The sequence below is a fragment of the Anaerofustis butyriciformans genome, assembly GCF_036289385.1.
Lineage (GTDB): Bacteria > Bacillota > Clostridia > Eubacteriales > Anaerofustaceae > Anaerofustis > Anaerofustis butyriciformans.
This window is the reverse complement of sequence record NZ_JAYFFH010000007.1, coordinates 33,312-59,611: the sequence shown is the minus strand read 5'-3', so window position 1 is coordinate 59,611 and position 26,300 is coordinate 33,312. Positions and strand designations below refer to the sequence as shown.

At 29.8% G+C, this 26,300-nt stretch carries 26 protein-coding genes, 1 tRNA gene and 1 other annotated feature; of the genes, 12 read left to right on the top strand and 15 right to left on the bottom strand.

All coding sequences use genetic code 11. The features are described 5' to 3' along the window. Positions 1–25: 25 nt before the first annotated feature. The 3 genes from V2W16_RS09190 to V2W16_RS09180 are packed head-to-tail and all read right to left on the bottom strand — an operon-like array spanning position 26 to position 832. Positions 26–271: a helix-hairpin-helix domain-containing protein gene (locus V2W16_RS09190; RefSeq protein ID WP_253229577.1), complete on the bottom strand. Its 246-nt coding sequence runs from the start codon at positions 269–271 to the stop codon at positions 26–28. 2 nt (positions 272–273) lie between these two features. After that, entirely contained in the window at positions 274–540 is a 267-nt protein-coding gene (locus V2W16_RS09185; RefSeq protein ID WP_329384730.1) for a hypothetical protein, read from the bottom strand. Position 541: 1 nt separating this feature from the next. Next, a complete protein-coding gene (locus V2W16_RS09180) occupies positions 542–832 on the bottom strand; it encodes a NifU family protein (protein WP_329384727.1) in 291 nt (96 codons plus the stop codon). Positions 833–964: 132 nt separating this feature from the next. Between V2W16_RS09180 and V2W16_RS09175 the strand changes: the two genes are divergently transcribed. Further along, entirely contained in the window at positions 965–2,344 is a 1,380-nt protein-coding gene (locus V2W16_RS09175) for a sigma-54 interaction domain-containing protein (protein ID WP_329384724.1), read from the top strand. A 13-nt stretch (positions 2,345–2,357) separates the two neighbouring features. Here the strand turns inward: V2W16_RS09175 and V2W16_RS09170 are convergent, their stop codons facing one another. The 3 genes from V2W16_RS09170 to metG are packed head-to-tail and all read right to left on the bottom strand — an operon-like array spanning position 2,358 to position 5,809. After that, complete coding sequence (locus tag V2W16_RS09170; protein ID WP_329384721.1) at positions 2,358–3,206, bottom strand: bifunctional 5,10-methylenetetrahydrofolate dehydrogenase/5,10-methenyltetrahydrofolate cyclohydrolase; 849 nt, start codon at positions 3,204–3,206, stop codon at positions 2,358–2,360. A gap of 3 nt (positions 3,207–3,209) precedes the next feature. After that, positions 3,210–3,848, bottom strand: coding sequence for a cyclodeaminase/cyclohydrolase family protein (locus V2W16_RS09165; RefSeq protein WP_329384718.1), 639 nt, complete (start codon positions 3,846–3,848; stop codon positions 3,210–3,212). Between the two features lie 5 nt (positions 3,849–3,853). Continuing rightward, positions 3,854–5,809 (bottom strand): methionine--tRNA ligase, encoded by a 1,956-nt coding sequence (gene metG / locus V2W16_RS09160; RefSeq protein WP_329384715.1) that lies wholly within the window; start codon positions 5,807–5,809, stop codon positions 3,854–3,856. A gap of 204 nt (positions 5,810–6,013) precedes the next feature. Between metG and V2W16_RS09155 the strand changes: the two genes are divergently transcribed. The 6 genes from V2W16_RS09155 to V2W16_RS09130 all read left to right on the top strand — a co-directional run bounded on the left by V2W16_RS09155 (position 6,014) and on the right by V2W16_RS09130 (position 13,225). Beyond that, positions 6,014–8,173, top strand: coding sequence for a RelA/SpoT family protein (locus tag V2W16_RS09155; RefSeq protein WP_329384712.1), 2,160 nt, complete (start codon positions 6,014–6,016; stop codon positions 8,171–8,173). Positions 8,174–8,184: 11 nt separating this feature from the next. Next, entirely contained in the window at positions 8,185–8,895 is a 711-nt protein-coding gene (deoD, locus tag V2W16_RS09150; protein WP_329384708.1) for a purine-nucleoside phosphorylase, read from the top strand. A 179-nt stretch (positions 8,896–9,074) separates the two neighbouring features. After that, a complete protein-coding gene (locus V2W16_RS09145) occupies positions 9,075–9,893 on the top strand; it encodes a DUF8171 family membrane protein (RefSeq protein WP_138268621.1) in 819 nt (272 codons plus the stop codon). A gap of 5 nt (positions 9,894–9,898) precedes the next feature. Further along, positions 9,899–11,593, top strand: a complete 1,695-nt coding sequence (locus V2W16_RS09140) for an ABC transporter ATP-binding protein (RefSeq protein ID WP_138268620.1) — start codon at positions 9,899–9,901, stop codon at positions 11,591–11,593. Beyond that, complete coding sequence (locus V2W16_RS09135) at positions 11,594–12,427, top strand: energy-coupling factor transporter transmembrane component T family protein (protein WP_138268619.1); 834 nt, start codon at positions 11,594–11,596, stop codon at positions 12,425–12,427. Between the two features lie 9 nt (positions 12,428–12,436). Continuing rightward, the gene (locus V2W16_RS09130) at positions 12,437–13,225 is read left to right on the top strand and encodes a PHP domain-containing protein (RefSeq protein WP_253229582.1); all 789 of its coding nucleotides are present in this window, start codon (positions 12,437–12,439) and stop codon (positions 13,223–13,225) included. An 11-nt stretch (positions 13,226–13,236) separates the two neighbouring features. Here the strand turns inward: V2W16_RS09130 and V2W16_RS09125 are convergent, their stop codons facing one another. Further along, positions 13,237–14,076 (bottom strand): MurR/RpiR family transcriptional regulator, encoded by an 840-nt coding sequence (locus V2W16_RS09125; protein WP_138268776.1) that lies wholly within the window; start codon positions 14,074–14,076, stop codon positions 13,237–13,239. A gap of 153 nt (positions 14,077–14,229) precedes the next feature. Here V2W16_RS09125 and glpK point away from each other — a divergent pair, with 153 nt between their 5' ends. Further along, positions 14,230–15,726, top strand: coding sequence for a glycerol kinase GlpK (gene glpK, locus V2W16_RS09120; RefSeq protein WP_329384698.1), 1,497 nt, complete (start codon positions 14,230–14,232; stop codon positions 15,724–15,726). Between the two features lie 25 nt (positions 15,727–15,751). Here the strand turns inward: glpK and V2W16_RS09115 are convergent, their stop codons facing one another. The 4 genes from V2W16_RS09115 to V2W16_RS09100 all read right to left on the bottom strand — a co-directional run bounded on the left by V2W16_RS09115 (position 15,752) and on the right by V2W16_RS09100 (position 19,342). Beyond that, positions 15,752–16,531, bottom strand: coding sequence for an ABC transporter ATP-binding protein (locus V2W16_RS09115; RefSeq protein WP_329384695.1), 780 nt, complete (start codon positions 16,529–16,531; stop codon positions 15,752–15,754). After that, positions 16,528–17,406, bottom strand: coding sequence for an ABC transporter permease (locus V2W16_RS09110; protein ID WP_253229584.1), 879 nt, complete (start codon positions 17,404–17,406; stop codon positions 16,528–16,530). Before V2W16_RS09110 ends, V2W16_RS09115 begins: the two co-directional genes overlap by 4 nt. A gap of 117 nt (positions 17,407–17,523) precedes the next feature. Continuing rightward, positions 17,524–18,537: an ABC transporter substrate-binding protein gene (locus tag V2W16_RS09105; RefSeq protein ID WP_371922819.1), complete on the bottom strand. Its 1,014-nt coding sequence runs from the start codon at positions 18,535–18,537 to the stop codon at positions 17,524–17,526. A gap of 63 nt (positions 18,538–18,600) precedes the next feature. Then, positions 18,601–18,844, bottom strand: a binding site (T-box leader). Positions 18,845–18,922: 78 nt separating this feature from the next. Then, entirely contained in the window at positions 18,923–19,342 is a 420-nt protein-coding gene (locus V2W16_RS09100) for a hypothetical protein (protein ID WP_329384690.1), read from the bottom strand. A 187-nt stretch (positions 19,343–19,529) separates the two neighbouring features. Between V2W16_RS09100 and V2W16_RS09095 the strand changes: the two genes are divergently transcribed. From V2W16_RS09095 to V2W16_RS09080, 4 genes are all read left to right on the top strand, one after another. Next, on the top strand, positions 19,530–19,751 hold the full coding sequence (locus V2W16_RS09095) for a hypothetical protein (RefSeq protein ID WP_138268770.1): 222 nt from the start codon (positions 19,530–19,532) through the stop codon (positions 19,749–19,751). A gap of 102 nt (positions 19,752–19,853) precedes the next feature. Continuing rightward, positions 19,854–20,570 carry a GntR family transcriptional regulator gene (locus V2W16_RS09090; protein ID WP_138268769.1) on the top strand — a complete coding sequence of 239 codons (717 nt, stop codon included), beginning with the start codon at positions 19,854–19,856 and terminating at the stop codon, positions 20,568–20,570. 13 nt (positions 20,571–20,583) lie between these two features. Then, positions 20,584–21,759 (top strand): sn-glycerol-1-phosphate dehydrogenase, encoded by a 1,176-nt coding sequence (locus tag V2W16_RS09085; RefSeq protein ID WP_329384687.1) that lies wholly within the window; start codon positions 20,584–20,586, stop codon positions 21,757–21,759. An 81-nt stretch (positions 21,760–21,840) separates the two neighbouring features. Then, positions 21,841–21,916, top strand: a tRNA-Lys gene (locus V2W16_RS09080). A 95-nt stretch (positions 21,917–22,011) separates the two neighbouring features. Here the strand turns inward: V2W16_RS09080 and atpD are convergent. Genes atpD through atpA form a run of 4 tightly spaced genes read right to left on the bottom strand, consistent with a single transcriptional unit; the run spans position 22,012 to position 26,295 of the window. Continuing rightward, positions 22,012–23,418: a F0F1 ATP synthase subunit beta gene (gene atpD / locus V2W16_RS09075; RefSeq protein ID WP_329384684.1), complete on the bottom strand. Its 1,407-nt coding sequence runs from the start codon at positions 23,416–23,418 to the stop codon at positions 22,012–22,014. Positions 23,419–23,449: 31 nt separating this feature from the next. Continuing rightward, a complete protein-coding gene (gene atpC / locus V2W16_RS09070; RefSeq protein ID WP_138268764.1) occupies positions 23,450–23,890 on the bottom strand; it encodes an ATP synthase F1 subunit epsilon in 441 nt (146 codons plus the stop codon). Positions 23,891–23,902: 12 nt separating this feature from the next. Then, a complete protein-coding gene (gene atpG / locus V2W16_RS09065) occupies positions 23,903–24,772 on the bottom strand; it encodes an ATP synthase F1 subunit gamma (protein ID WP_329384680.1) in 870 nt (289 codons plus the stop codon). Between the two features lie 14 nt (positions 24,773–24,786). Further along, complete coding sequence (atpA, locus tag V2W16_RS09060; RefSeq protein ID WP_329384677.1) at positions 24,787–26,295, bottom strand: F0F1 ATP synthase subunit alpha; 1,509 nt, start codon at positions 26,293–26,295, stop codon at positions 24,787–24,789. Between the last annotated feature and the right edge of the window lie 5 nt (positions 26,296–26,300).

The following is a 26,300-nucleotide window of genomic DNA, read 5'->3' as shown; positions in this document are numbered from 1 at the left end:
CAACATAATATGTCAAATACTAGTATTATTTATCTTTAAAATCCCACCACTTTTTATTCTCTCTATCTTCTCCTTCGTTCGCATAATAAACAGCACATCTATATACATAAAGCTGACACCTGTCAACTTTACAGCCTTTTTGTTCACATTCCTTTAAATATATTTTTTCAGGATCTTCTCCTTTTAAGGACTCAATATTTTTATACCCTAACATTATTAAATCTTCTTCTGTTTTCTTCCCTACACCTGGTATTTTTCTAAGTTCACCCATAATCAATTCCTTTGTAATTTATTTAATAAAATAGATTTTATTTTATAAAAATCTTCCTTATCCTTTAAAATATATTTATTTTCAATTTTTATTTTATCCATACAAACGCAAGCATTATTACATCCGCATACAATAAGCGCAATATCACAAATGTGATTATCATCATAATAAAAACATAAATCAGGGAATTCCTTTTTTAATTTTTCAACTTCACTAACCCTGTTATATGTTTCATTGCAGCCGCCACAGTATTTTAAATATACATTCATTTTATTTCTCTTTTAGAAAATTTTTTGCAAAATCAAGAAGTTCGTCATTTACTCCCTCAACAAGAATTACATCTTTTATGCTTGGTATTTCTTTTAATAAGTTATATTTTATAAGTTCTTCATTTGTTGTCTTTGCACTTACACAGTTTGCACATTGACCTATTAATTTTACTTTCAGTATTCCTTCTTTATATTCCTTTATAACAACATTACCGCCATGATTTTTTAAATAAGGACGAACCTTATCATTTAAAACTTTTTCTATTTCTATTATTTTATCATCTTTTAACATAACTCTACCTCTACCCAATTATATAAAACAATTATATTTTTTTCAAATATATTTATTGCTTATATTACTAAAAACAGGTTGTTGCATTTTTGCAACATGCATAGTAAAATAAATTTATATATGAGGTGTAAAATGGAAAATAATATCTTTAATAATCTCCAAGAAGCAAATGAAAGACTTGATGCAATAATAGAAAACTCATTTGACGGTATTTATATAACAGATAATAAGGCAAATACAATAAAAGTAAATAAATCTTATGAGGTAATTACCGGATTAAAAAAAGAAGAAGTTCTAGGAAAGAACATGATTGATCTTATAAAAAATAATGTAATATCTATATCAGGTTCGGTCTTAGCTCTTCAAAAAAAAGAACCAATAACCCTTCAACAAGAATTTAAAACAGGAAAAAAAGCGTTAATAACAAGCTCTCCTGTTTTTGACAAAAAGGGTAATATAATAATGGTTGTAACAAACGTAAGAGATTTAACGGAAATTTATAAATTAAAAAAAGAAGTAGAAAAAAACAGCTTACTGACAAAAAAAAATATAAATATAGAATCAACAAGTATTAAAGAAAATGAAAAAATTATTTGCGTTGATGAGAATTCAAAACAAGTATTAAATATAGCAAAAAAAGTTGCAGGTCTTGATACAACTGTAATGCTTATTGGACAAACCGGAGTAGGTAAAGAACTTTTTGCAAATTATATTTTAAATAACAGTAACAGAAAAAATGAACCTTTTATAAAAGTCAACTGTGGTGCTATATCTCCATCTCTTGCGGAAAGTGAACTTTTTGGATATGAAAAAGGGTCTTTTACAGGAGCCGACAAAAAAGGAAAAGCAGGCATATTCGAGGCGGCAAATAACGGAACCGTATTTTTAGATGAAGTTGGAGAACTTCCTCTTTCATTACAAGTGAAACTTTTAAGAGTCATTCAAGAAAGAGAAATAGAAAGAGTCGGTGGAACAAAATCGATAAAAGTTAACGTTAGAATAATAGCCGCAACTAATGCAGACCTTGAACAACTTGTGGAAAATAATTTATTCAGAAAAGATTTATATTATAGACTAATGGTTTTCCCTATATATATTCCGCCTTTAAAAGAAAGAAAAGAAGATATTATCCCTCTTATAAATTTATTTAAAGATACATTTAATAATAAATACGGCTTTAACAAATCATTTTCAAAGGAAGCACTTGAATTTTTAAAAGAACAGGAATGGAAAGGAAACATAAGAGAACTAAGAAATGTAGTAGAAAGAGGATTAATACTTTCTGATAATGTAGTAACGACAAAAGATTTAAACTTTCCTAAATATAATAAATACATTATAAAAGATTTTAAACTTCCTAAAACAGACAATTTAAAAGAACTTATAGAACAAATTGAACTTGCATATATAAATAAGGCTTATGAAAAATATAAAAATGTAAGACAGGCAGCGGCAAGTTTAAATATGGATCCGTCTACATTTGTAAGAAAAAGAAAAAAATATTCAAAATAAAAAAACGGATAAATTATCCGTTTTTTTGTTTACATGCTTTTAAAACATTTTTAACAAGACAAGCCGTTGTTACACTGCCTACTCCTCCTGGAACAGGAGTAATCATACCTGCAACTTCACTTGCACTTTCATAATCAACATCACCTGTCAATTTACCATCATAAAAATTAATTCCTACATCTATGACAACAGCATCTTTTTTAATATATTCTTTATCTACCATATTTACTCTTCCAACAGCAACAATTAAAATATCTGCTTTTTTGCAAACTTCTTTTAAATTTTTTGTTCTTGAATGACAAATCGTAAGAGTAGCATGTCTGTCTAAAAGCATCATACTTAAAGGCTTGCCTACAACAAGACTTCTACCTACGATTACAACTTCTTTCCCTTCTGGATTTATTCTGTAATAATCTAGCATTTCCATAACTCCAAGAGGCGTACAAGGATAAAAACCACTTGTATCTGAAATAAAAATTTTTGCCATATTTACAGGAGAAAAACAGTCAATATCTTTACTTGGAGAAATAATGTATTTTATTTTATCTTCATCAAGCTGAGCAGGAAGAGGTCTAAATACCAAAATCGCATTTATACTTTCATCTTCATTTACTTCTTTTAATGATTTAATAAAATCATCTTCTTTAATATTCTCATCTAATACTATTGATTTTACGGATATATCAGCTTTTTCCATAAAATTCATTATGCTTTTTTCATATGAAATATCACTTGCATTATTACCCACTCTGACAACTGCTATTTGAGGATTTATTCCTTGTTCTTTTAATTCACTACATTCTTTTTTGCTATTTATTATTATTTCATTTACAACTTTGCTGCCAAGCAATTTCTTTGTCATTTTTTATTCTCCTATATTTAGTCTATCCAAAACTTTATCATATACTTCGTCGCACAAAATTAAGCCACTATCAACTTTATCTTTACATTCTTTTAAATTTTTTTCTATAAAAGAAGAATCTTTTATTGTTTTCATGTTTATCAATACATTCAAGTAAGCACCTTTTAAAGCTGTTCTTAAGCATTCAACTCCTACGCCAACATCACTTATTAACAACACAGAACCTTTTGTTAAAAGTTCTTTATGAAGTAATATTGCTTCATAGGAAATATCTATAATCTCTATTGGTACCTTACATGCAATAACGGAACATCTTGAAATTTCATCATCTTTAAATTTCTTTTCTTCCTCACTTTCTGCTTTTAAACCATATGCTTTTGACAAAGGTATAAAATTCTCTTCATCTTCATCTATTAAAGATAAAAATCGTTCTTGAAGTCTCTTTGCATCTTTTATTATTTTTTGAATATCCTCTTCATACTGTGCATACTTTTTCTTTCCTGTCGTAAAATTAGAAACCATTCCCGACAATGCCACACCTAAAGAGCCACATAAGGAACAGACCCCGCCCCCTCCGGGAGCAGGGTCTTTGCTGTACGTTTTATTAACAAAATCTTGTAAAGTATAATCTTTATAAGCCATATAAATTATCTAACCTCTAATCCACTTTCAATATCTTCTTCAGGAGATACAAAAGTAAGCTTTCCGTCTTTATCTTCCGCAAGAAGTAACATTCCCTCAGAAACTTCACCTCTAAGTTTTGCAGGTTTTAAGTTTGCTACTACTACAACATTTTTACCTACAACTTCTTCAGGGGTAAAGAATTTTGCAATACCTGAAACAATCTGTCTTTTTTCTTCTCCAACCATTACTTCAAATACCAATAATTTATCAGCATTAGGATGTTTTCTTGCACTTACTATTTTTCCCGTTTTTAACTTAACTTTTGCAAAATCATCAATGGTAATTTCTGTATTTTCTTGTTCTTCTTTCTTTGCTTTTTTATTTTCTTTTTTATCTTTTTTCTTTTCTTGTTTTTCTTCTTTACCAACTTGTTTCATAATTTCTTTTGGATCAAGTCTGTTAAATAATACAAATGATTCATTTAGAACTATGTCTTCTTCTAAACCGCCAAAACTTAACACACTTTCATAAGAATCATTTTTTGTATTTAACATTTTAATGATATTTTCACCTGTTTGAGGCAAGAAAGGTGTAATTAAAATACCGATAACTCTTATTGATTCTAAAAGATTATATAAAACAGTTTTTAATCTGTCTGCTTTGCTTTCATCTTTAGCAAGTACCCAAGGCATTGTTTCATCAATATATTTATTACTTCTTCTTGCAAGAGCAATAATTAAATTAATTGCATCAGCAACTTTTAATTCATTCATTTTTTCTTCAACAAGTCTTGGTGTATCTGTAACGTGTTTAATTAAATCATCATCAACATCTTCTTTAACATTAGGATTTGTAACTTTACCATCAAAGTATTTTTTACTCATTGCTAAAGTTCTGTTTACAAGGTTACCTAATATATTTACAAGTTCTCCGTTAACTCTGTCAATAAGTTGTTCATAAGTTAATGTACCGTCTTGAGCAAAAGGCATTTCTCTTAAAAGATAATATCTTACACTGTCAACACCAAATACATCAACAAGGTCATCAGCATAAATTACATTACCTTTTGATTTACTCATTTTACCTTCACCAAGAAGTAACCAAGGATGTCCAAAAATTTGTTTTGGAAGAGGGATATCAAGAGCCATAAGCATTATAGGCCAGTATATTGTATGGAATCTTAAAATATCTTTACCAATTAAATGAACATCTGCAGGCCAGTATTTCTTAAATGTATCTTCATGGTTTCCATCAACATCATATCCAAGGAATGTAATATAGTTTGAAAGAGCATCAATCCAAACATATACAATATGACCTTCATCAAAATCAACAGGTATACCCCATTTAAAACTTGTTCTTGATACACATAAATCTTTAAGTCCGGGTTTTAAGAAGTTATTAACCATTTCATTTTTTCTTGATTCAGGTTGAATAAATTCAGGGTGAGAATCTATATATTCCATTAATCTGTCAGCATATTTGCTTAATTTGAAGAAATAAGCTTCTTCTTTTTCATAAGTAACTTCTCTTCCACAGTCAGGACATTTTCCGTCAACAAGCTGACTTTCTGTAAAGAAAGATTCGCATGGTTCACAGTACATTCCTTCATATACGCCTTTATATATATCCCCTTTTTCATATAATTTTTTAAATATTTGTTGAACTTTCTTTTCATGATAAGGGTCTGTTGTTCTGATAAATTTATCATAACTTGTATTCATAATATCCCAAATTCTATGAATTTCGCCTGATACATTATCTACAAATTCTTTTGGAGAAATTCCGGCTTCATTCGCCTTTGTTTCTATTTTTTGACCGTGTTCATCTGTTCCTGTTTGAAAATAAACATCGTACCCAGTCATTCTTTTATATCTTGCTATACTATCCGCCAATACAATTTCATAAGTATTTCCAATATGAGGTTTACCTGATGTATAGGCGATTGCTGTTGAAATATAATATGGTTTTTTACTCATTTATCACACTCTCCTTAAATAAAAAGCTATAATAATTTATATTACCAAATATACCCTTTAAAATCAATTATATACTAAATAAATATTTAATCTGTAGGTTTATTTTACATTAAATAAAGTTGAACAGATGCTCACTTTGTGTTATTATAAAAGATAACAAAAAAGGACTAAACATGTAATGTTTAGTCGGTTGGGAGGATGCCTATGGAACTTCTTAGAAAACTTGAAAACAGTATAAGAGAATATTCAAAAGATGCAAATTTTGAAATCATAGAAAGAGCTTATTTGCTTGCAAAAGATGCACATAAAAATCAAACAAGATACTCAGGGGAACCTTATATATCTCACCCTCTTGAAGTAGCTTTTATTTTAACGGATTTACACATGGATACGGATACCATTTGTGCGGCAATTCTCCACGATGTTATAGAAGATACTCCTGCAAGTTATGAAATGATAAAAACAAACTTTAATCAAACAATAGCAAATTTAGTTGACGGAGTTACAAAAATAGGCAAACTTCAATTTATAACAAAAGAACAAAGAGAAGCCGAAAACCTAAGAAAAATGGTTATAGCAATGGCAAACGATATAAGAGTCGTAATAATAAAATTAGCCGACAGACTTCATAATATGCGTACTCTATCAGCCATGAGACCGGATAAACAAAAACAAAAAGCAAGAGAAACTCTTGATATTTATGCGCCTATTGCTCATCGTCTTGGTATCTCTAAAATAAAATGGGAACTTGAAGACTTGGCTCTTCTTTACCTTGACCCTGAAGCATACCACGACATAGCAAGAAAAGTTGCACTAAAAAGAGAAGAAAGAGAAGCTTTTATAGATAATGTTAAATATATGTTAGGTAAGGTTTTAAAAGAATCCGATATCGAAGCAAAAATAGAAGGAAGACCTAAACATTTTTATTCAATTTACAGAAAAATGAAAAAAGGAAAAGCCTTTGAAGAAATATATGATTTATTTGCAATAAGGGTTCTAGTTAAAACAGTAAAAGACTGTTATGGAGTTCTTGGTATGGCTCATACACTATGGAATCCAATGCCCGGAAGATTTAAAGATTATATAGCAATGCCGAAACCAAACATGTATCAATCTTTGCATACAACTGTATTCACAAAAGGCTCAGAACCTTTTGAAATACAAATAAGAACCTATGAAATGCACAGAACGGCAGAATATGGTATCGCTGCTCACTGGAAATACAAAGAAGGAACAACAAATAAAAAAGAAGACAGTTTTGAAAAAAGACTTATTTGGATAAGAGAATTAATGGAAATGGAAAACGAAGTCGAAAACTCTGATGAGTTTATGGAAGGAGTAAAATTTGACTTATTTACTGATGAAGTTTTCGTTTTTACTCCAAATTCAAAGGTTATTCAGCTTCCAAACGGAGCCTGCCCTATTGACTTTGCATATAGAATCCATTCAGATATAGGTAATCAGTGTGTAGGGGCAAAAGTAAACGGGAAAATGGTACCTTTAACATATAAACTTCAAAATGGAGATATAGTAAACATAATAACTTCTCCAAACTCTAAAGGTCCAAGCAGAGACTGGCTTAATATCGTAAAAAGTTCTCATGCTAAAACAAAAATAAAATCTTTCTTTAAAAAGGCAGACAGAGAAGAAAATATCATTAGAGGAAAAGAAGCCCTTGAAAAAGAAGTTAAAAAAGACGGATACTCTCTTAACACTATCGCTACAAACGGTCATTTGGAATTCGTAAAAAAACGTTTCAACGTAAATACTTGGGATGACTTATATTCAGCTATTGGATACGGCGGACTTAAAAGTGGAATGGTATTCCAAAGAATAAAAGAACATTTCAAAGATGAATTTGAAAATGAAGCAAAAGAAAAAGAAATTAAACTTGTAAAGAACAAAAAAAGCAAAAACAGCAATGCAATCAATGTTCAAGGATATACAGACCTTGCAGTATTTTTCTCAAACTGTTGCAATCCTGTTCCGGGAGACAATATTGTAGGGTATATTACAAAAAACAGAGGGGTATCAATTCACAGAGCAGACTGTATTAACGTAAGTAATTCAATCAACAGAGAAAGACTTATAAACGTATCTTGGAACACAGCAGAATTAAAAGAAAATAAAACTTTTGAAGCTGATGTAAGAATTACCGCTCATGATAGAATTGGTTTATCAGCTGAAATAACAACAATAATAAGTAACGAAGGCTTTAATATGTCTAACTTCTCGGCTACATCAGATAAAAAATACGGCTCTGTTGTAAATATAAGTTTAAATGTTCATAATACTAAAGAGTTAGAAGATTTATTCAGAAAACTTAAAAATATTAACGGAGTAAAAGAAGTTTACAGAATTTAGGAGGAATAAAAATGACAACACCTCATATTAATGCAAAAGACGGCGATTTTTATAAAACAGTTTTAATGCCGGGAGATCCTCTAAGAGCAAAATATATTGCAAAAAACTTTTTAGAAAATGCAAGAGAAGTAACAAACGTAAGAGGAATGCTAGGTTATAGCGGACAATATAAAGGTAAAAACATATCCGTAATGGGTTCAGGAATGGGTATACCTTCAATATCAATTTATTCACATGAATTATATAGTTTTTACGGAGTTGAAAATATAGTAAGAATAGGAAGCTGTGGAGGATACAGCGAAGATGTAAAAGTTAACGATGTATTAATAGCACAAGGTGCAAGTACAAATTCAAACTTTGCTTCTCAGTTCCACTTAGACGGAACTTTCGCTCCCCTTGCTGATTTTGATTTGCTTATTAAAACTTACAATAAAGCAAAAGAACTTAATATTGATATAAAGGTAGGAAATATTCTTTCAAGCGATAACTTCTATGCACAAGGCAGTGACGGCTGGAAGAAATGGAAAGATCTTGGAATTCTCGGAGTGGAAATGGAAGCAGCAGGCTTATATAGTGTTGCAGCAGCCTTAAATAAAAAAGCTCTTGGAATTTTTACGGTAAGTGATCATTTTATTTATACCGATACTATATTGTCAAGTAAAGAAAGAGAAACAAAACTAAACGATATGATAACTCTTGCCCTTGAAACTTTTGCAGAATAATTATAATAATAAAAAAAAGCACATTTTATGTGCTTTTTTTTTTACAGGATTATGAAATATTTTTTTCATATCAGCACATAATGAAAATTTACTTTCTTTTTACCGTTAAAAGAAAGATTATTTTACATAAAATATTTATAATAATTTTAGATTTATATATTTTGGAGGAAAACAAAAAAATGAACAAACAAACACAAAATTTAATGATTTTTATTTTATCAATGGCATTATATGGGATTGCCACTTTATTTACAGAACTAATACCTTCATTTCAAATAGGTATAATAGAAATTTCTGTTGAATATTTCTTATTTATTCCATTAACATTGGCAATGCTTTTTTCACCTTTACCAGTTGCTCTTGGTGCAGCAACAGGAGAAATTGTTTTTAGTGAAATAATGCTTGGACAATTTGGAGGAATAGGTGAACTTGAAAAATTTATAACACTAGCAATAGGTATTTATATTGCAGGAAGAATGGTAAAAGATCCCAAAAACAAAAAAATGGTTGCAATAGCTGCAATATCAGGTGTAATAATACAACAATTCATGGGATGTTGTATTGATATTTTAAAAGTTCAATTTGCAATAGAAGAGTTTGAAGCTGTTGCGGGGCTTCCAGAAAGTGTCTTCTTTACAGAAGGATTTGCATTTTTAAATGACGTTCTATTCTCAGGAATACTATTTTGTATGTTACCTACAATTTTCCTAGCTCCTAAACTTTATGGAAAAATAGAACCTCTTCTTGGAATGAGACCTAGAAATCCTCAAACTTCTTTTGAAGGCATTTCTCCAAAAATTATTTTATCATCTATAGGATTCTTTATTCTTGCAATTATCAGTGAATTTCTTGCAGAAAACGGCATGGCATTAATTGAATGGGAAGCTGAATGGGCAGGAAATACAAATTCAATATTTATAGGAATAATCGTTGCTTTTATTATTTCAATTATTACTCTTTTCGCAATGAAGAAAAAGAAAAATACAGAGGTTAAATAAAGGATATGATAGAAATTAAAAATTTAACATTTACATATCCTGCTGCAAAAACACCTACATTAAAAAATATTAATCTAAATATTGAAGATGGTGATTTCCTTGCAATCATTGGTAACAATGGTTGCGGGAAATCAACTTTTTGTAAAACATTAAATGGATTAATACCTCACTTTATCGATGGTGATATAACAGGAGATATTTTTATAGATAAAACAAATACAAAAGAGGCAGATATCGGACAACTTGCATGTAAAGTAGGATATGTATATCAAGACTTTGAAAATCAAATAGTTAGACCAACTGTTTTAGATGAAGCATCATATGCATGTTTAAATTATGCATATGAAGATTATGAAGAAAAAGGTAAAAAAGCAGTAAAATTATGTGGTCTTGAAAAAAATATGAATGATTATATTTGGCAACTTTCAGGAGGGCAGAAACATCTTCTTGCCTTGGCTGGAACAATTTCTCTTAGTCCAAATATTTTAATCTTAGATGAGCCAATTGCTCAGCTTGACCCTCAAAATGCAAAGAAAATATATGATACATTAAAAATGCTAAATGAAAAATATAATAAGACAATAATTGTAATAGAACACCATACAGAATTTATTGCACAATATTGTAAAAATGCAATTTTGATGAAAGACGGGGAAATCTTATGGAAAAAAAATGCTAAAGAAGCACTAAGAGATGTATATAAGCTACAAGATAATAACATCTTCCCTCCACAAATCACCATTGCAGCAAAAAAATTAATTGATAACAATATAATAAAAAATAATACAAAAAAACTTCCAACAACATTAGAGGAAGGTTTAGATTTCTTTAAAAATTACAAATATAAATTTAATAATAAAAATAATTTTCATGAAATCAAAGAAAAAAAAGATGTTATCTCGTTTATAAATATAGATGTATCATATAGAGCTGTAAAAGGTAAAAGAAACAATATAATGAAATATATGAATTTAAACATTAAAAAAGATGAAAAAGTTGCTTTAATTGGCTCTAATGGAGCTGGAAAATCAACGATAATGAAGCTTATAATGGGGCTTATAAAACAAGATAATGGAAATATTTTAATAGATGGAGAAAATATAAAAGATATCCCTTATAAAGACTTATCAAAAAAAATTTCACTGGTATACCAAAACCCTGAACAAATGTTTATTAAAGATTCAATAGAGGAAGATATAAGCTTTGCTCTTAAATCAAGAAATATTGATAATTATAAACAAAAAACCATTGAACTACTTAAAAGATTTAATTTAAATGAAATAAAAGACAAAGATGGCAGAATGCTATCAGGTGGACAAATGCGAAGAGCTTCACTGGCAATAGGAATAGCGTTAAACCCTTCAATTTTATTGCTCGACGAACCTACAGCAAATTTAGATATTGCTACAAGGAAAGAAATAATGAAAACATTAAATGATATTAAAGATATCACTCATACTGTTATTATTGCCACACACGATATGCAACTTGTATGTGACTGGGCAGATAGAATAATTGTGTTATCAAGTGGACAAATTATAGATGACGGCAATAAAGATAAAGTATTTTCCAATAACATTGTAACAGATATTATGGGAATAAATCCGCCACAAATATATTCTATGGCAAAAATGCTTGACAAACAATCCAATTGTTATACAATAAATGAATTTTGCAATGCTTTTGGAGGTAATGCATAAATGAAAAACAAACTATCAGAAAATATTTTAGATAAAATATCTATTGATTATATAAGAAATCAAGTTCTAAAAAACGCATATGGAAACGATGATACAAAAATAGCGAAACTAGATCCAAGAGTTTTATTATGTTGGTATTGTTTCTTTGGAATAGTACCTTGGTTTTTAAACAATATAATTATTCTGCTTGGCATTTTTATTTTGGTTGTCATAACAACAAAATTAGCTAAAATCGCACCTTTAGTTTTATTTTTATTTTGCCTTGGTGTATTTTCTCAAACAGGATATTTATTTTTTGTTGCTTTATTTTTTGGTGGAAATACAACAACGATTATCCCATTATTAATAATGACATTAAAAATAGCAATCGTTTCCCTTGCTTCAATAACAGTTTTTTCGGGCTTAGATCCAGATAGGCTTGCAAATGGACTTTTATGGTTTAAATTTCCGGAAACTCTTTCTTTTAGTATTTCTTTTGGATATAGAATTTTACCTATACTTATGGAAGAATTTCAAAATATTCTTCTATCTTATAAACTTAGAGGAAACCCACCTCAAAACAACACTCTAATTGGAAAAATAAAATATTTAATTTATCAAATAAAAATAATTATTTTATCATTTTACCCATTAATGCTTAATATGGCAAAAAAATCAAGAACAACAGTTGAAGCTTTAGAAATAAAAGGTTATAGATACTCTATGAATAATGAAAATGTAAAGAAATTAAAACTATCTTCATTATGCATAACTAAAATGGACATTAATTTTATTATAATTTCTGTTTTATGGATATTCGTTTGTATTTTATTTTCAAAGCTAATTATTTTATAAGGAGAAAAAATGAATTTAGATATACATACTCACGGTAAACTTGCAAAAAAATTACCCTTTTCACAAGAATATACAAAGTGGCTTTTTCAACAAGCAAAAAATAGTAATTTAGATGCAATCTGCTTAACAGAACATTTCAATACACTTGAATTTGATTCTTTATATAATTTTATTTCCCATATATGCAAAAAAGACAATGATACATTTATATATGATAATTTAAAAATATTTTGCGGAATGGAAATAGACATAAAAGAATCAGGACATATTTTAGCAATTTCAGATTTTGAAACGATTTTAAAATTAAACAAAAAATTAAAACCAAATATGAATAAAGATAATTTCCTCACTTTTGAAAATTTAATATCTCTTCTTAAATCTTATAATATAATTATAGGAGCAGCTCACCCTTATAGAAAAGGAAGCAATATACCATCTCTACCCCTTAAATTATTAAATCAACTTGATTTTATAGACTTAAATGGAAAAGATATTGCTTTAAATAAAGACTACACAATAAATAAAACAAAAGAATTAAGTGAAAAACTAAATATCAATTATATAGCAGGAAGTGATACTCATCAAGCAACTCAATATGGTTGTATTTATAACAGTATATTTGATGATATTAATACTATTGAACAATTAAAATATTCAATAAAAAATAATAAATATTCAATTAATATTTCTGAAAGTATAGATATACAAGTTGAGAGTGCAACATTATTAAAAAAATGTTTAAAGAAAATCTATTCTATGGGTGGAAATTATGTTGATGTTTTAGTATCGCCAAGATAAGTATGAAATACTTATCTTGGTATTTTATCTATATAATAATCTTTTAAGCAATGAAGTTCTTCCAATTTATTTATAACATCTTCTCCCATTTTATATGCCGTTAAAATTACCAAGCTATCTAAAAGAATAACAGGAGCAGCCATTGAATGATATTCATTAGGTTGTCCTCTATACACATTTACAACAAAGTCAACGCAATCTAATAACTTATCATGTTTTCTTCTGGTAAAAATTGCAGTTTTAAAGTAAACCTTCTTTGCATAAGATAAAATAACTTCAACTTCTTTTGATAAATTTTCAAAGGAAAAAATTATAACTAAATCATCTTTTCTAATATTAATTAAATCTTCAAACATTTCCGAGCCGCTTGAATTCATTATAATTACATTTTTCCCAAATCGTTTTAATCTAAATTTTAATAAATCACATAAACTTTTTGCAGCACCTTTACCATATAAAAAGATATTTTTAGAATCAATAATACTTTGTGAAATATTATCAATTACATTTAAATCAAGCATATCAAAAGTTTTATTAATGCAATTCTGTTGATATAAATAAAAAGAAGATATCGGATCATCAATATTTTTGTCTATAGATACTCTAATTTTTTCCCCGGGTGTCTTTTTTCCCAGATTACTTAAAATTGCATTCTTTAAAGATTTAAAATTTGAATATCCAGCATGCCTAACAAATCTAGAAATCGTTGCTTGAGAAATGTTTAAATCTTTTGAAATTTCACCAATTGTCATAAAAAAAATAGAATCTATATTATCATAAAAATAATCAATAATTCTTTCTTCTAATTTTGTATAATTTTTGTTCTTATCAAAAAATTTATATATATCCATTTTATATTACCTTTAATCATATTATTTTATATTATATCATTAAAATAAATATCTTAATATTATATTTACAAACTATTTACATAAAATTATTATATTGCTAAACGTATACATAATGAAGTATAATATTATATATAAACATAAAGAGGTGAGCCTATGAAAAAATATATATTGGCAATCGACCAAGGTACAACAAGCTGTAGAACGATTTTATTTGATGAAAACGCAGAAATAGTAAGTGTTGAACAAAGAGAATTTAAACAAATTTATCCAAAAGCAGGATATGTTGAACACGACGCAATGGAAATATGGATGACACAATTGTTTACCATAAAACAATGTGTTCAAAAAGCTAATATAAATATTGATGATATTAAAGGAGTTGGTATAACCAATCAAAGAGAAACCACTGTTTTATGGGATAAAGATACAGGATATCCAATATATAACGCAATAGTATGGCAGTGCAGAAGAACTGCAGATATATGCGAAGACCTAAGAGAAAAAGGTCTTGAACAACACATAATAAATACAACAGGACTTAAGATTGATGCTTATTTCTCAGCAACAAAAATCAAATGGATATTAGATAATGTTGAGGGCGCAAGAAAGAAAGCCGAAGAAGGTAAAATTCTTTTTGGAACCATTGATACATGGCTTATATATAATCTTACAAAAGGTAAAGTACATGCAACAGACTATACAAATGCATCAAGAACAATGCTTTATGATATCCATAATCTAAAATGGGATGAAAAAATAATGGAAGCTTTAGATATTCCTAAAAATATCTTGCCTGAAGTTGTTAATAGCAGTGGAATACTAGGATATATGGATAAAGAAATTTTAGGAAAAGAAATTCCTATTGCAGGAGTTGCTGGAGACCAACAATCTGCCTTATTTGGTCAAGGATGTTACAATGTAGGAGAAGCAAAAAATACATATGGCACGGGACTATTCCTACTTATGAATACAGGAAAAGAACCAATAAAATCTCATAACGGACTTTTAACAACTATCGCTTATGGTATTGACGGAAAAATCACTTATGCCCTTGAAGGAAGCGTATTTATAGGGGGCGCTGTTGTTCAGTGGCTAAGAGATGAACTTGGTATGATTCAAACAGCAGCAGAAACATATCAAATCGCAACAAGTGTAAATGATACTAATGGTGTATATATAGTGCCTGCATTTACAGGTCTTGGAGCTCCTTATTGGGATATGTATGCAAAAGGAATTATAACCGGAATTACAAGAGGAGCGAAAAAAGCGCATATTGTAAGAGCGGCTCTTGAAAGCATATGCTATCAAACAAAAGATCTCCTTGATGCAATAGAAGATGACAGTAAGATTCCGCTAAAAGAACTTATGGTTGACGGCGGTGCTTGTCAAAACGACTTTATAATGCAGTTCCAATCAGATATACTAAACTGCCCTGTAAACAAACCAAACTGCATAGAATCTACAGCAATGGGAGCAGCATTCCTTGCTGGACTTGCAACAGGAGTATGGAATAGTGAAGAAGAATTAAAAGAAGTAAGAAAAACAAGCAAACTTTTCAATAGTGAAATAACAGAAGAGAAAAGAAAAGAATTATATGCAGGCTGGAAACATTCTGTAAAAATGTGTTTAACAAAAAAAGATGAAATATAAAAAAGACCTTATATAAGGTCTTTTTTTATATTGAATTTCCAAGTTCAATGCTTATTTCATTAAATTTAGAAAGAAGATCATCTATATCTATATTTTCTTTTTCTTCCCCTGCTTTATCAATAATCACATTACCTTTATGCATCATTAAAATTCTATTTCCATATTCGGTAGCAAAACGAAGATTATGAGTTACCATTATTGTAGTTATCTTCTTTTCTTTTACAATCTCATCTGTAAATTTCATTATTAAATCAGCGGTTTTTGGATCAAGCGCAGCAGTATGCTCATCTAAAATTAAGAATTTTATATCTGACATTGTTGTCATTAAAAGAGCCATTGCCTGTCTTTGCCCGCCGGATAATGCACCAACTTTCGTGTCTAGCATATTTTCAAGTCCAAGGTTTAATCTAGACAAAAGATCTTTATAATAATTTACTCTCTTCTTATTTGTCCCCATTCCAAGCCCATAAGATTTTCCTTTATTATCAGCTAAGGACATATTTTCAAGTATAGTCATGCTTGGACAAGTTCCCATTGACGGATCTTGATATACTCTTCCTATTTTTCTACTTCTTATATATTCTTTTTGTTTTGTTATATCTTCATTATCTAATATAATTTTACCATTTTCAGGTTCTAAACTTCCACATATTAAGTTTAATACCGTAGTTTTTCCTGAACCGTTACTTCCTATAACAGAAATAAAATCACCATCATTTATGTTTAAATTAAAATCTTTAAATAAACATATTTCATTTATTGTTCCAATATTAAAATACTTATCTATATGTTCAAGTTTTATCATGATTTCACCTTCTTCTTCCTATCCATGCTGAATACTAAAATAACAAAGAATAAAACAGCCGTTACAAGTTTCAAATCAGAAGCTTCAAGTCCACATTCAATAGCTATTGCAACACATGCCTTATAAATAACAGAACCTAAAACAACTGCGGTAGTTGCTTTTAACTTATTTGTTTTAAAAACATTCATACCTATAATTACGCTTGCAAGCCCTATAACGATTGTTCCCGTTCCCATTGTAATTTCAAAAAATCTTTGTTGTTGACACATTACACTTCCCGCAAGAGCAACAAGCCCATTTGCAAGAGCAAGCCCAATTATCTTTGTTATTCCACTGTCTTTTGCAAGAGAAGTAACTATTTTTTCATTATCTCCTACTGCTCTTAATAAATATCCTGATTTTGTTTTTAAATATAAATCAAGTAACAATTTAGCAATTAAAAGTATAATAAAAACTACTATAACTGTTTTAAACTGCGATATGGAATCAGGGAAAATACCATTTATAAAATCATTATCAAAAATAGTTTTATAATTAAAAATAGGAACATTTGCCACTCCACCGGCTATTCGTAGATTTATAGTATATAAAGCTGTCATCATAATAATCCCTGAAAGCAAGTCCCTTACTTTAAACTTTACGTGTATTATACCCGTAAGCACTCCGGCTAAAGCTCCCCCAAGTAGAGAAATGATTAAAGTTACATAAGGATTAACTCCCATTGTAATAAGTACTGCAGTAATTGCAGCCCCAAGGGGAAAAGTTCCGTCAACTGACAAATCCGGAAAATCCAAAATTTTATATGTAATATACACACCAAGCCCCATTATTGCATATATAAAGCCCTGTTCAAAAATACTAAGTAATAAATCCAAAACACTCTCCTCTTTTCTTAAAATGTATAAATATGAAATTAAATATTAATCTTATATTTATAAACTTTTATAGTTTGCCATATATAAGAAAACTTATATATGGCAATTAAATTATTATTATTCTTCAGAAGCAACACTATCAAAAGTTTGTGAAGCACTTGATTTTACACTATCAGGAATTGTTATTCCAAGATCAGATGCAACTTTTGTATTTATAACAATTTCGCCAGCATTAAATGTTTCAAATTCCATATCTTTTGCTGTAGCTTCACCTTTTAATATTTTTGCAGCCATTTTTCCTGTTTGGTTTCCAAGTTTTACATAATCAATACCGACACAAGCAATACAACCATTTTTTATTTGTTCAACTTCAGAACCGAAAACCGGAATTTTCGCTTTGTTTGCTTTATCTAAAATTGTTGGAAGATTGCTTACAACAGTATTATCAGTTAAATTTGTTATACAATCAACTTTTTTAAGTAAACTGTCTGTTGCCATAGGAATATCAGCAGAAGAGCTTATACCTTGTGTAACAATAGTTATTCCATATTTTGAAGCTGCATTTTCATATGCTTCAATACCTGACTGTGAATTAACTTCACTTGTACTGTAAAGAATTCCTACATTTTTAACATCAGGCATCATATCTTTTATTAATTTTAATTGTTCGTCTGCCAAAATCAAATCAGATGTACCTGTTATATTTCCAACATTTTTATTATTATCGTCTACAAATCCAGCAAGTTTTGGAGATGTAACAGCTGTGTAAACAACGGGAATATCCTTATCTTTAGTTGCGTTGTATGCGCTTTGTGCACTTGGAGTTGCTATTGCACAAATAAGATCATAATCTTTTGAAGCAAAACTTGATGCAATTTGATTATCAGTTGCCATATCTGAACCTGAGTTTTTATATGTAACTGTTAAATTCTTTCCTTCTTCAATTCCTTCTTCCTTTAATCCTTGTAAAAAACCTTCTCTGCAGTTATCCAAAGAACCATGATTTGCAAATTGTAAAATACCTATTTCATAATTTCCGTCACTTGATCCTGATGAATTACCACATCCTGCAAGCACTCCTGCCATACACATTAAACTTAGTCCTACCATTAATACTTTTTTCATGTTCATTTGTCTTTCCTCTCTTTATTAAAAATTTTTATTTTTAATATAGAAAAAGCCTCAAGCAATTTTGCTTGAGGCGAAATATCCGCGTTGCCACTCAAATTGACATATATAATATGCCCACTCAAATTCGTATACCATCATATACGCCCTTTATGATAACGGGTCGGGTGCCCGATGGCCCATACTTTTTTCATTTCAAAGCCACCCTCAAAAGTCCATTCAACAAGGAAATCATGCTATAATCTCACCGTCTTATAACTCTCTGTAAATCATTCTTATCTTGTCTACTACTCTTTCTCTACGGTTTTCTATATTAATGTTGTTTTGATGATACTACCTTTTAAAAGAATTGTCAATAGTTTTTTGAAAATTTAGACAATATTAAAATTTATTCTTTTATAAATAAAGGCGGCGTAATTGGTGGAATTCGACCAAATGCAGACAAAATTTGAGAAATTAAAAGAGAAACTGTACAAATTGAACAGCTTAAAAAGAAATCCTCATTTTCGAGTATCACTTTTTTCAAATCCTCTTGTTTTATTTTAGATAGAAAAACAATTGTATTATCAAATTCTTTCTTAACCTTGAATGTAATCAAAACGCTTATTTCAAGGAACAATTCATCAAGATCCAATTCAATAAGATTTCTTGTAAATTCTATGGTTAACATTTTATCATTTACATCGATAATTTCTATATGGTCATTTATTTTAAAATCCACATCAAAACCAATTTCGGGATTTTCAAAATTAATACTGCTTAATTCACTTATTTCATTTTCTTCAAAATAATCAACAAAATTATTCAACGTTATCTCCTTAAAATTTTATAGGTTTATTATATCAAAAAAAGACAAATCTTTAATAAAAAAAGGTATATAATTTTATAACAATAATAAAATCTCACAATATTAATTTTTAATTATCAGATAATATACAAATAAATGACAAAAAGAAATGATAACATATGTATATAAATATTAAAGGAGTGATAAAATGGATACATATATAAAAGCGACCATTGATGCAAGAAAAAATTTAATATTTAATCATTGCTATAATAGCAAAATAAAAAAATTTACTGATTTTTTATTTGAAAAAATAGAAAAAATGGCCGAAAATTGTAAAAATGTTGAAGAATTTGAAAACAAATTTTTAGAAAGTAAACTATGTGACAGATATAGATATATATATGAAAAAACCAATAATATAAAATAATTAAAAGTATATCCACTGGATATACTTTTTTTATTGACTTTTTTTATTTCTTGATATAATATATAATTATAATATATCCACTGGATATATAAAGGAGGTAAAATGAGCAAAGAACCTTTATATAAAAAAATAAAAGAAGAATTAATAACAGACTTTAAAAACTTAGGATATTATTCAATATTACCAAGCGAAAGAGAACTTTGTGAAAAATATAACGTCAGCAGGCCTACAATAAAATCTGCATTAAAACTTATTGAAGAAGAAGGATTAATAGAAAAACGAGAGCGAAAAGGTACTTTCTATTTAGGCAATAGCCCTTATATAGACCATCAACTTACTTCAACATTAGGTTTTTACAGTGATGCAAAACTTCAAGGCAAGGAAATAAAAAGTAAAGTTTTATTTCAAAACATATGGAAAGCTGATGAATATATTGCAAAAAAATTAAATATAAATGAAGGTGATGAAGTTTTTAAACTGGAAAGACAAAGATATATAGATGATAAATTGTTTTCCCTTACAACATCTTACTTATTAAAAAAATATGCAAAATATTTAATGAAAGAAGATTTTACAAATGCATCTTTGTACAAAACATTATCAAATATAGGCATAATACCTTATAAGGGAAAACAGGAACTAGTAATAATTAAAGCTGATGAATACGATGCAATGCATTTAGACATTAAATTAAATGATCCAATAAGTTTATTAAAATCAACAACTTATACAATAACAAATGAACCAATCGAATATGTCGAAGCAAAATCAAACGCATACAAAACAAGATACGAAATGGAAGTATACCATAGAAAATAAAAAGGAGATTAAAATGAAAGATATATTAGAAATGAGTATAAATGAAATGTCAAACCTAAGTTTTGATTGTAAATGTGGAAAACACCATACTTTAAACATACACGATATATGTATAAAAGAAAATGCAATAGAAGAACTTGATAGAATAATATCACCTTTTAAAGATAACAAGATTTTTGTATTCAGTGATACTAATACTTTTAAAGCAGCAGGAAAAGAAACTTTAAATGAACTTGATAAAAACAATTATAATTATAAAAACTTTGTAATTGAAACAGGAGAAGAAATATTAATCCCTGATGAAAAAGTTGTTGGCAGACTTTTTATGGAAATGGACAACGATACAAAACTTATTATAGCCATAGGAAGTGGAAGTATAAATGATATTGGTAAATTTTTATCTGTAAAAACAGGTATTCCATATATAATTATATGCACTGCTCCTTCAATGGACGGTTATGCATCAGACGGCGCTCCTCTTATATGTAACGGAATGAAAATATCTTTTAATGCAACTTTAGCTTATGCAATCATAGGAGATATAAACATAATGAAAAATGCTCCAATGAAACTTATAAGAGCTGGATATGGAGATATAATAGGTAAAATAACTGCTTTAATGGACTGGGAATTATCAAAAGAAATAAACGATGAATACTACTGCGAAACCTGTATTCAATTAACAAAAGAAGCTGTTCAAAAAACAATTAATAGCGCTGACAAATTAAAAGACAGGGATGAAAATGCGATAAAATACTTAATTGAAGCCCTTACACTTACAGGAGTTGCAATGGGACTTGTAGGTGTTTCTCGTCCTGCATCAGGAGCAGAACATATGCTTTCACATTATTGGGAAGTAGATTTTATAAAAAATAATAGATTCCCCGAGCTACATGGAATCAAAGTAGGAATTGCCACTCCTATTGTTTCAAAAATGTTTTACTTATTAAGAGATATTATACCTAACAATATAATGGAAAATGTTTATACTCCCGAAGATATAGAAAATATGTTAAAAATAATGGGAAATCCGGTTTTACCAAAAGATATCGGTATAGATAAAGATTTATTTTATGAAAGCATGCTAAAATGTTATAAAATAAGAGACCGTTACAGTATATTCAAATTTGCATTAGATAGAGGAAAACTTGAAGAGTGTGCAAAAAAAATCACTGATGAAATATATTAAATATTTAAAAAGAAATCTTTTATAAATGTAAATTATTGACTTTTTTATCATACTTTATTATAATAATAAAGCATGATAAATGGTCCGTTAGCTCAGCTGGTAGAGCACCTGACTCTTAATCAGGGTGTCCAGGGTTCGATCCCCTGACGGATCACCATTTTTTGAAATTTAAGCCTTAAGATATTCTTAAGGCTTTTTTATTTATTGCAATAAAAAAATACATTTATGAAAATCATAAATGTATTTTTTTTATTATTCAGCTTCTTCAATTTCTTTTGCTTTTTTAACTGCATCATCAATTGTTCCAACAAGTAAAAATGCAGCTTCAGGTAAATCATCATGTTTACCTTGTAAGATTTCTTTAAAGCCTCTAAGAGTTTCTGAAATAGGAACATATGCTCCTTGTAAACCTGTAAATTGTTCAGCAACATGGAATGGTTGAGATAAGAATCTTTCAATTTTTCTTGCTCTTCCAACAATAAGTTTATCTTCTTCGCTTAATTCTTCCATACCTAAAATTGCAATGATATCTTGAAGTTCTTTGTATCTTTGAAGTATTTCTTGAACTCCTCTTGCAATTTGATAATGTTCTTCACCAACTACTTTTGGATCCAAAATTCTACTTGTTGATTCAAGAGGGTCAACAGCAGGATAAATACCTTTTTCACTGATTGCTCTTGAAAGTACAGTTGTAGCATCCAAGTGGGCGAATGTTGTTGCTGGAGCAGGGTCTGTTAAGTCATCGGCAGGTACGTATACCGCTTGAACCGATGTAATTGAACCATTCTTTGTAGATGTAATTCTTTCTTGTAATGCACCCATTTCTGTAGCAAGTGTTGGTTGATACCCTACGGCTGAAGGCATTCTACCAAGTAAAGCAGAAACTTCACTTCCGGCTTGAGTAAATCTAAAGATGTTATCAATGAATAAAAGTACATCTTGATTTTCTTCATCTCTAAAATATTCTGCCATAGTAAGCCCTGTTAAAGCAACTCTCATTCTTGCTCCAGGTGGCTCATTCATCTGACCAAAGCATAATGAAGTTTTTTCCAAAACTCCTGAATCTTTCATTTCATAATATAGGTCGTTTCCTTCTCTTGTTCTTTCACCTACACCGGCAAAAACAGAAAGACCACCATGTTCTGTGGCAATATTACTGATAAGTTCTTGGATTAATACAGTTTTACCAACTCCGGCACCACCGAATAAACCAATTTTACCACCCTTTGTGTAAGGACAAATTAAGTCTACAACTTTAATTCCTGTTTCAAATACTTCAGGAACAGTTTGTTGTTGTTCAAAAGATGGAGGATCTCTATGAATTGGAGAAAGTTTAACTCCATCCATATCCATTTCTTTTCCATCTATTGGTTGTCCTAAAACATTAACCATTCTGCCTAATGTTTTTTCTCCTACCGGAACCATAATAGGATTACCGGTAGCAGTAGCTTCCATTCCTCTGATTAGCCCGTCAGTTGTATCCATAGCAATACATCTTACTGTATTGTCCCCGATATGTTCGCTAACTTCGATGATTAATTCTTCACCGTGATTATCAATTTTGATAGCTTCGTTTGATTTAGGTAATTCTCCGTCGTTAAACTGAACATCAACAACCGGTCCTACAACTTGGACTATTTTTCCTTTTATATTTTCCATAGGACTTTTTTGTCTCCTTTAATTCATGTGACTAATATTTCTTATGTCTAGAAATACCTTCATACGTATTTGCTAAATCTATTCTTACTAAAGCTTTCTTTAACTTATGTTCTGCATGAACAAATTCTTGACGGTTATATTTGCTTGAATGAAGTTTTTCTTCAGCTCTTCTTCTAGCTTCTTCAGCTCTTTTTACGTCAACTTCTTCAGGCCATAAAGCATCGTCTGTTACAACAAGGATTTTATTGTTTTCTATTAAAACAGTTCCTCCAAACAATGTCGCCTCTTGCCTTTCACCTTCTAAATTTGTTATATGCATTATTCCAATATCAGCAACAGTCATTGTAGGCACGTGATTACGCAGCACTGTCATTTCTCCGCTTGTAGCTCTAAAAGTAAATTTCTCTACATAATCTTTATAAAAAGTCCTTGTAGGAGTTGCAATTTCTAAATGTAAATTTTCATCATTCATTGTTTTTCTCCTTTACTTCAAGGCTTCTGCACCTGAAACTATTTCTATAAGTTCATTTGTAATACTTGACTGTCTGGCTGAATTGTATCTTATTTCAAGTTCATCTAAAAGCTCATTTGCATTGTCTGTAGCTGCACTCATTGCCATTCTTCTTGATGCTTCTTCACCAGCATGATTTTCAATCATAGCACCATAAAGAAGACTTGTTATATATTGAGGAACTAATTCTTCCAATAATTCCTCTCCACCCGGCTCAATGACTAATTCACTTTTAACATCAGTGCCGTCGCTGTTCTTCGCTTTTCTTGATATAGGAAGAACTTTTGCACTTAATACACCTTGAGATACAACAGAGTTGAATTTAGAATAAATCATTCTTACCCCTCTAACATCTTTATTGCTGCTATAAAGATTAATTACTGTACCGATAATCTTTTTAGCAACACCATAGTTAGGGTCATCGCTTATTCCAATATATTCACCTACAACATCATAACCATTTTTCTTAAAATAGTCCGCTCCTTTTGCTCCAAGTGCAAAAATATAAGCATCTTCTTTTTTATCGCCTATTTGACTTACGGCTTCTTTAATAACATTAGAGTTAAAACCGCCGGCAAGTCCTTTATCACCGCTTAAAACAATATATATTATTTTATGAGCATCATCTCTTACATTAAAATATAAATTGTTTATATGAGAAGTATATTTTGCTATTCTAAGAAGAAGTTGATATGTTGCATCTGTGTAATGACTTCTGCTTATAGCTCTTTCTTTTGCTTTTCTTAGTTTTGAACTTGCAACAAGTTCCATTGCTTTAGTTATTTGCTTTGTACTTGACACACTTTTTATTCTTCTTTTAATGTCTGCCATATTTTCAGCCATAACTCATAGCTCCTTTATTCTCGACCACTTAGAAAGATATCTTTATAGTCGTTAATTAGTTTTGTCATTTCTGCTTTTAATTCATCATCAAAACCTTTTGCAACTTTTAATTTTTCTAAAGTACCGGCAGCATTTGCATGTGCATATTCAACCAATCCTTTTTCAAATTCTTTTATGTCATCTACTTTAACATCTCTTGCAAAGTTATTTGTAATAGCATAAATAACAAGCACTTGTTCTTCTACTTTCATAGGAGAATATTGTTCTTGCTTTAACATTTCAACAATTCTCTTACCTTTTTCAAGACTTGCCTTAGTTGACTTATCAAGATCAGAACCGAATTGTGCGAATGAAGCAAGTTCTCTATATTGTGCATACTCTATTCTAAGAGGTCCGCCAACTTTTTTCATTGTTGTAATTTGTGCATCTCCCCCAACCCTTGAAACTGAAATACCAGGGTTTACAGCTGGTCTTACACCGGCATGGAAAAGTTCACTTTCAAGGAATATCTGTCCGTCTGTAATTGAAATTACGTTTGTTGGAATATAAGCAGATATATCCCCGGCTTGAGTTTCAATAATAGGAAGAGCAGTTATTGAACCGCCTTTTTCAAGTCTAGCAGCTCTTTCTAGAAGTCTTGAATGTAAATAGAATACATCCCCTGGGTAAGCTTCCCTTCCTGGTGGTCTACGAAGTAGTAATGTCATTGAACGATAAGCCACCGCATGTTTACTTAAATCATCGTAAACTATTAATACATCTTTTCCTTTTTCCATGAAATATTCTGCAATTGCACATCCTGAATAAGGAGAAAGATATTGAAGTGGCGCCATTTCACTTGCTGTGGCACATACTACTGTTGTATAATCCATTGCACCATATTCTTCAAGTGTTCCTACAATTTGCGCTACTGTACTTGCTTTTTGTCCGATAGCAACATACACACAAATTACGTCTTCATCTTTTTGATTTAAAATTGTATCAACTGCTAAAGCAGTTTTACCTGTTTGTCTATCACCAATGATAAGTTCTCTTTGTCCTCTTCCGATTGGAATTAAAGAGTCAATAGCTTTATAACCTGTTTGTAGCGGTACACTTACTTTTTTTCTTTCAATTACACCGCTGGCTTTTACATCGGCTCTTCTGTATTCTTCAGCTATGATATTTCCTTTACCGTCAATAGGTTCACCAAGAGCATTTACAACTCTTCCGATAACACCTTCTCCTACAGGTACACTCATAATTTTACCTGTACATTTTACAGTGTCTCCCTCTACGATATTTGTATCATCACCAAGTAGAACACAACCAACATTGTCTTCTTCAAGGTTTAAAACCATACCATAAACATCACCAGGGAACAAAATAAGTTCACCCATCATTGCGCCATCTAAACCATGAACTCTGGCGATACCATCACCAACACTTAAGATAGTACCTACTGAAGTAGTTTCTATTTTTTGGTCATAGTTTTTAATTTGGTCTTTTATAATTCTACTGATTTCTTCGGGTTTTAAATTCATTTTTA

Bases quoted from the DNA above. Each gene is read 5' to 3' on its own strand.
- V2W16_RS09190 (WP_253229577.1), bottom strand. From the start codon at position 271: ATGGGTGAACTTAGAAAAATACCAGGTGTAGGGAAGAAAACAGAAGAA.
- V2W16_RS09185 (WP_329384730.1), bottom strand. From the start codon at position 540: ATGAATGTATATTTAAAATACTGTGGCGGCTGCAATGAAACATATAAC.
- V2W16_RS09180 (WP_329384727.1), bottom strand. From the start codon at position 832: ATGTTAAAAGATGATAAAATAATAGAAATAGAAAAAGTTTTAAATGAT.
- V2W16_RS09175 (WP_329384724.1), top strand. From the start codon at position 965: ATGGAAAATAATATCTTTAATAATCTCCAAGAAGCAAATGAAAGACTT.
- V2W16_RS09170 (WP_329384721.1), bottom strand. From the start codon at position 3,206: ATGACAAAGAAATTGCTTGGCAGCAAAGTTGTAAATGAAATAATAATA.
- V2W16_RS09165 (WP_329384718.1), bottom strand. From the start codon at position 3,848: ATGGCTTATAAAGATTATACTTTACAAGATTTTGTTAATAAAACGTAC.
- metG (WP_329384715.1), bottom strand. From the start codon at position 5,809: ATGAGTAAAAAACCATATTATATTTCAACAGCAATCGCCTATACATCA.
- V2W16_RS09155 (WP_329384712.1), top strand. From the start codon at position 6,014: ATGGAACTTCTTAGAAAACTTGAAAACAGTATAAGAGAATATTCAAAA.
- deoD (WP_329384708.1), top strand. From the start codon at position 8,185: ATGACAACACCTCATATTAATGCAAAAGACGGCGATTTTTATAAAACA.
- V2W16_RS09145 (WP_138268621.1), top strand. From the start codon at position 9,075: ATGAACAAACAAACACAAAATTTAATGATTTTTATTTTATCAATGGCA.
- V2W16_RS09140 (WP_138268620.1), top strand. From the start codon at position 9,899: ATGATAGAAATTAAAAATTTAACATTTACATATCCTGCTGCAAAAACA.
- V2W16_RS09135 (WP_138268619.1), top strand. From the start codon at position 11,594: ATGAAAAACAAACTATCAGAAAATATTTTAGATAAAATATCTATTGAT.
- V2W16_RS09130 (WP_253229582.1), top strand. From the start codon at position 12,437: ATGAATTTAGATATACATACTCACGGTAAACTTGCAAAAAAATTACCC.
- V2W16_RS09125 (WP_138268776.1), bottom strand. From the start codon at position 14,076: ATGGATATATATAAATTTTTTGATAAGAACAAAAATTATACAAAATTA.
- glpK (WP_329384698.1), top strand. From the start codon at position 14,230: ATGAAAAAATATATATTGGCAATCGACCAAGGTACAACAAGCTGTAGA.
- V2W16_RS09115 (WP_329384695.1), bottom strand. From the start codon at position 16,531: ATGATAAAACTTGAACATATAGATAAGTATTTTAATATTGGAACAATA.
- V2W16_RS09105 (WP_371922819.1), bottom strand. From the start codon at position 18,537: ATGAACATGAAAAAAGTATTAATGGTAGGACTAAGTTTAATGTGTATG.
- V2W16_RS09095 (WP_138268770.1), top strand. From the start codon at position 19,530: ATGGATACATATATAAAAGCGACCATTGATGCAAGAAAAAATTTAATA.
- V2W16_RS09090 (WP_138268769.1), top strand. From the start codon at position 19,854: ATGAGCAAAGAACCTTTATATAAAAAAATAAAAGAAGAATTAATAACA.
- V2W16_RS09085 (WP_329384687.1), top strand. From the start codon at position 20,584: ATGAAAGATATATTAGAAATGAGTATAAATGAAATGTCAAACCTAAGT.
- atpD (WP_329384684.1), bottom strand. From the start codon at position 23,418: ATGGAAAATATAAAAGGAAAAATAGTCCAAGTTGTAGGACCGGTTGTT.
- atpC (WP_138268764.1), bottom strand. From the start codon at position 23,890: ATGAATGATGAAAATTTACATTTAGAAATTGCAACTCCTACAAGGACT.
- atpG (WP_329384680.1), bottom strand. From the start codon at position 24,772: ATGGCTGAAAATATGGCAGACATTAAAAGAAGAATAAAAAGTGTGTCA.
- atpA (WP_329384677.1), bottom strand. From the start codon at position 26,295: ATGAATTTAAAACCCGAAGAAATCAGTAGAATTATAAAAGACCAAATT.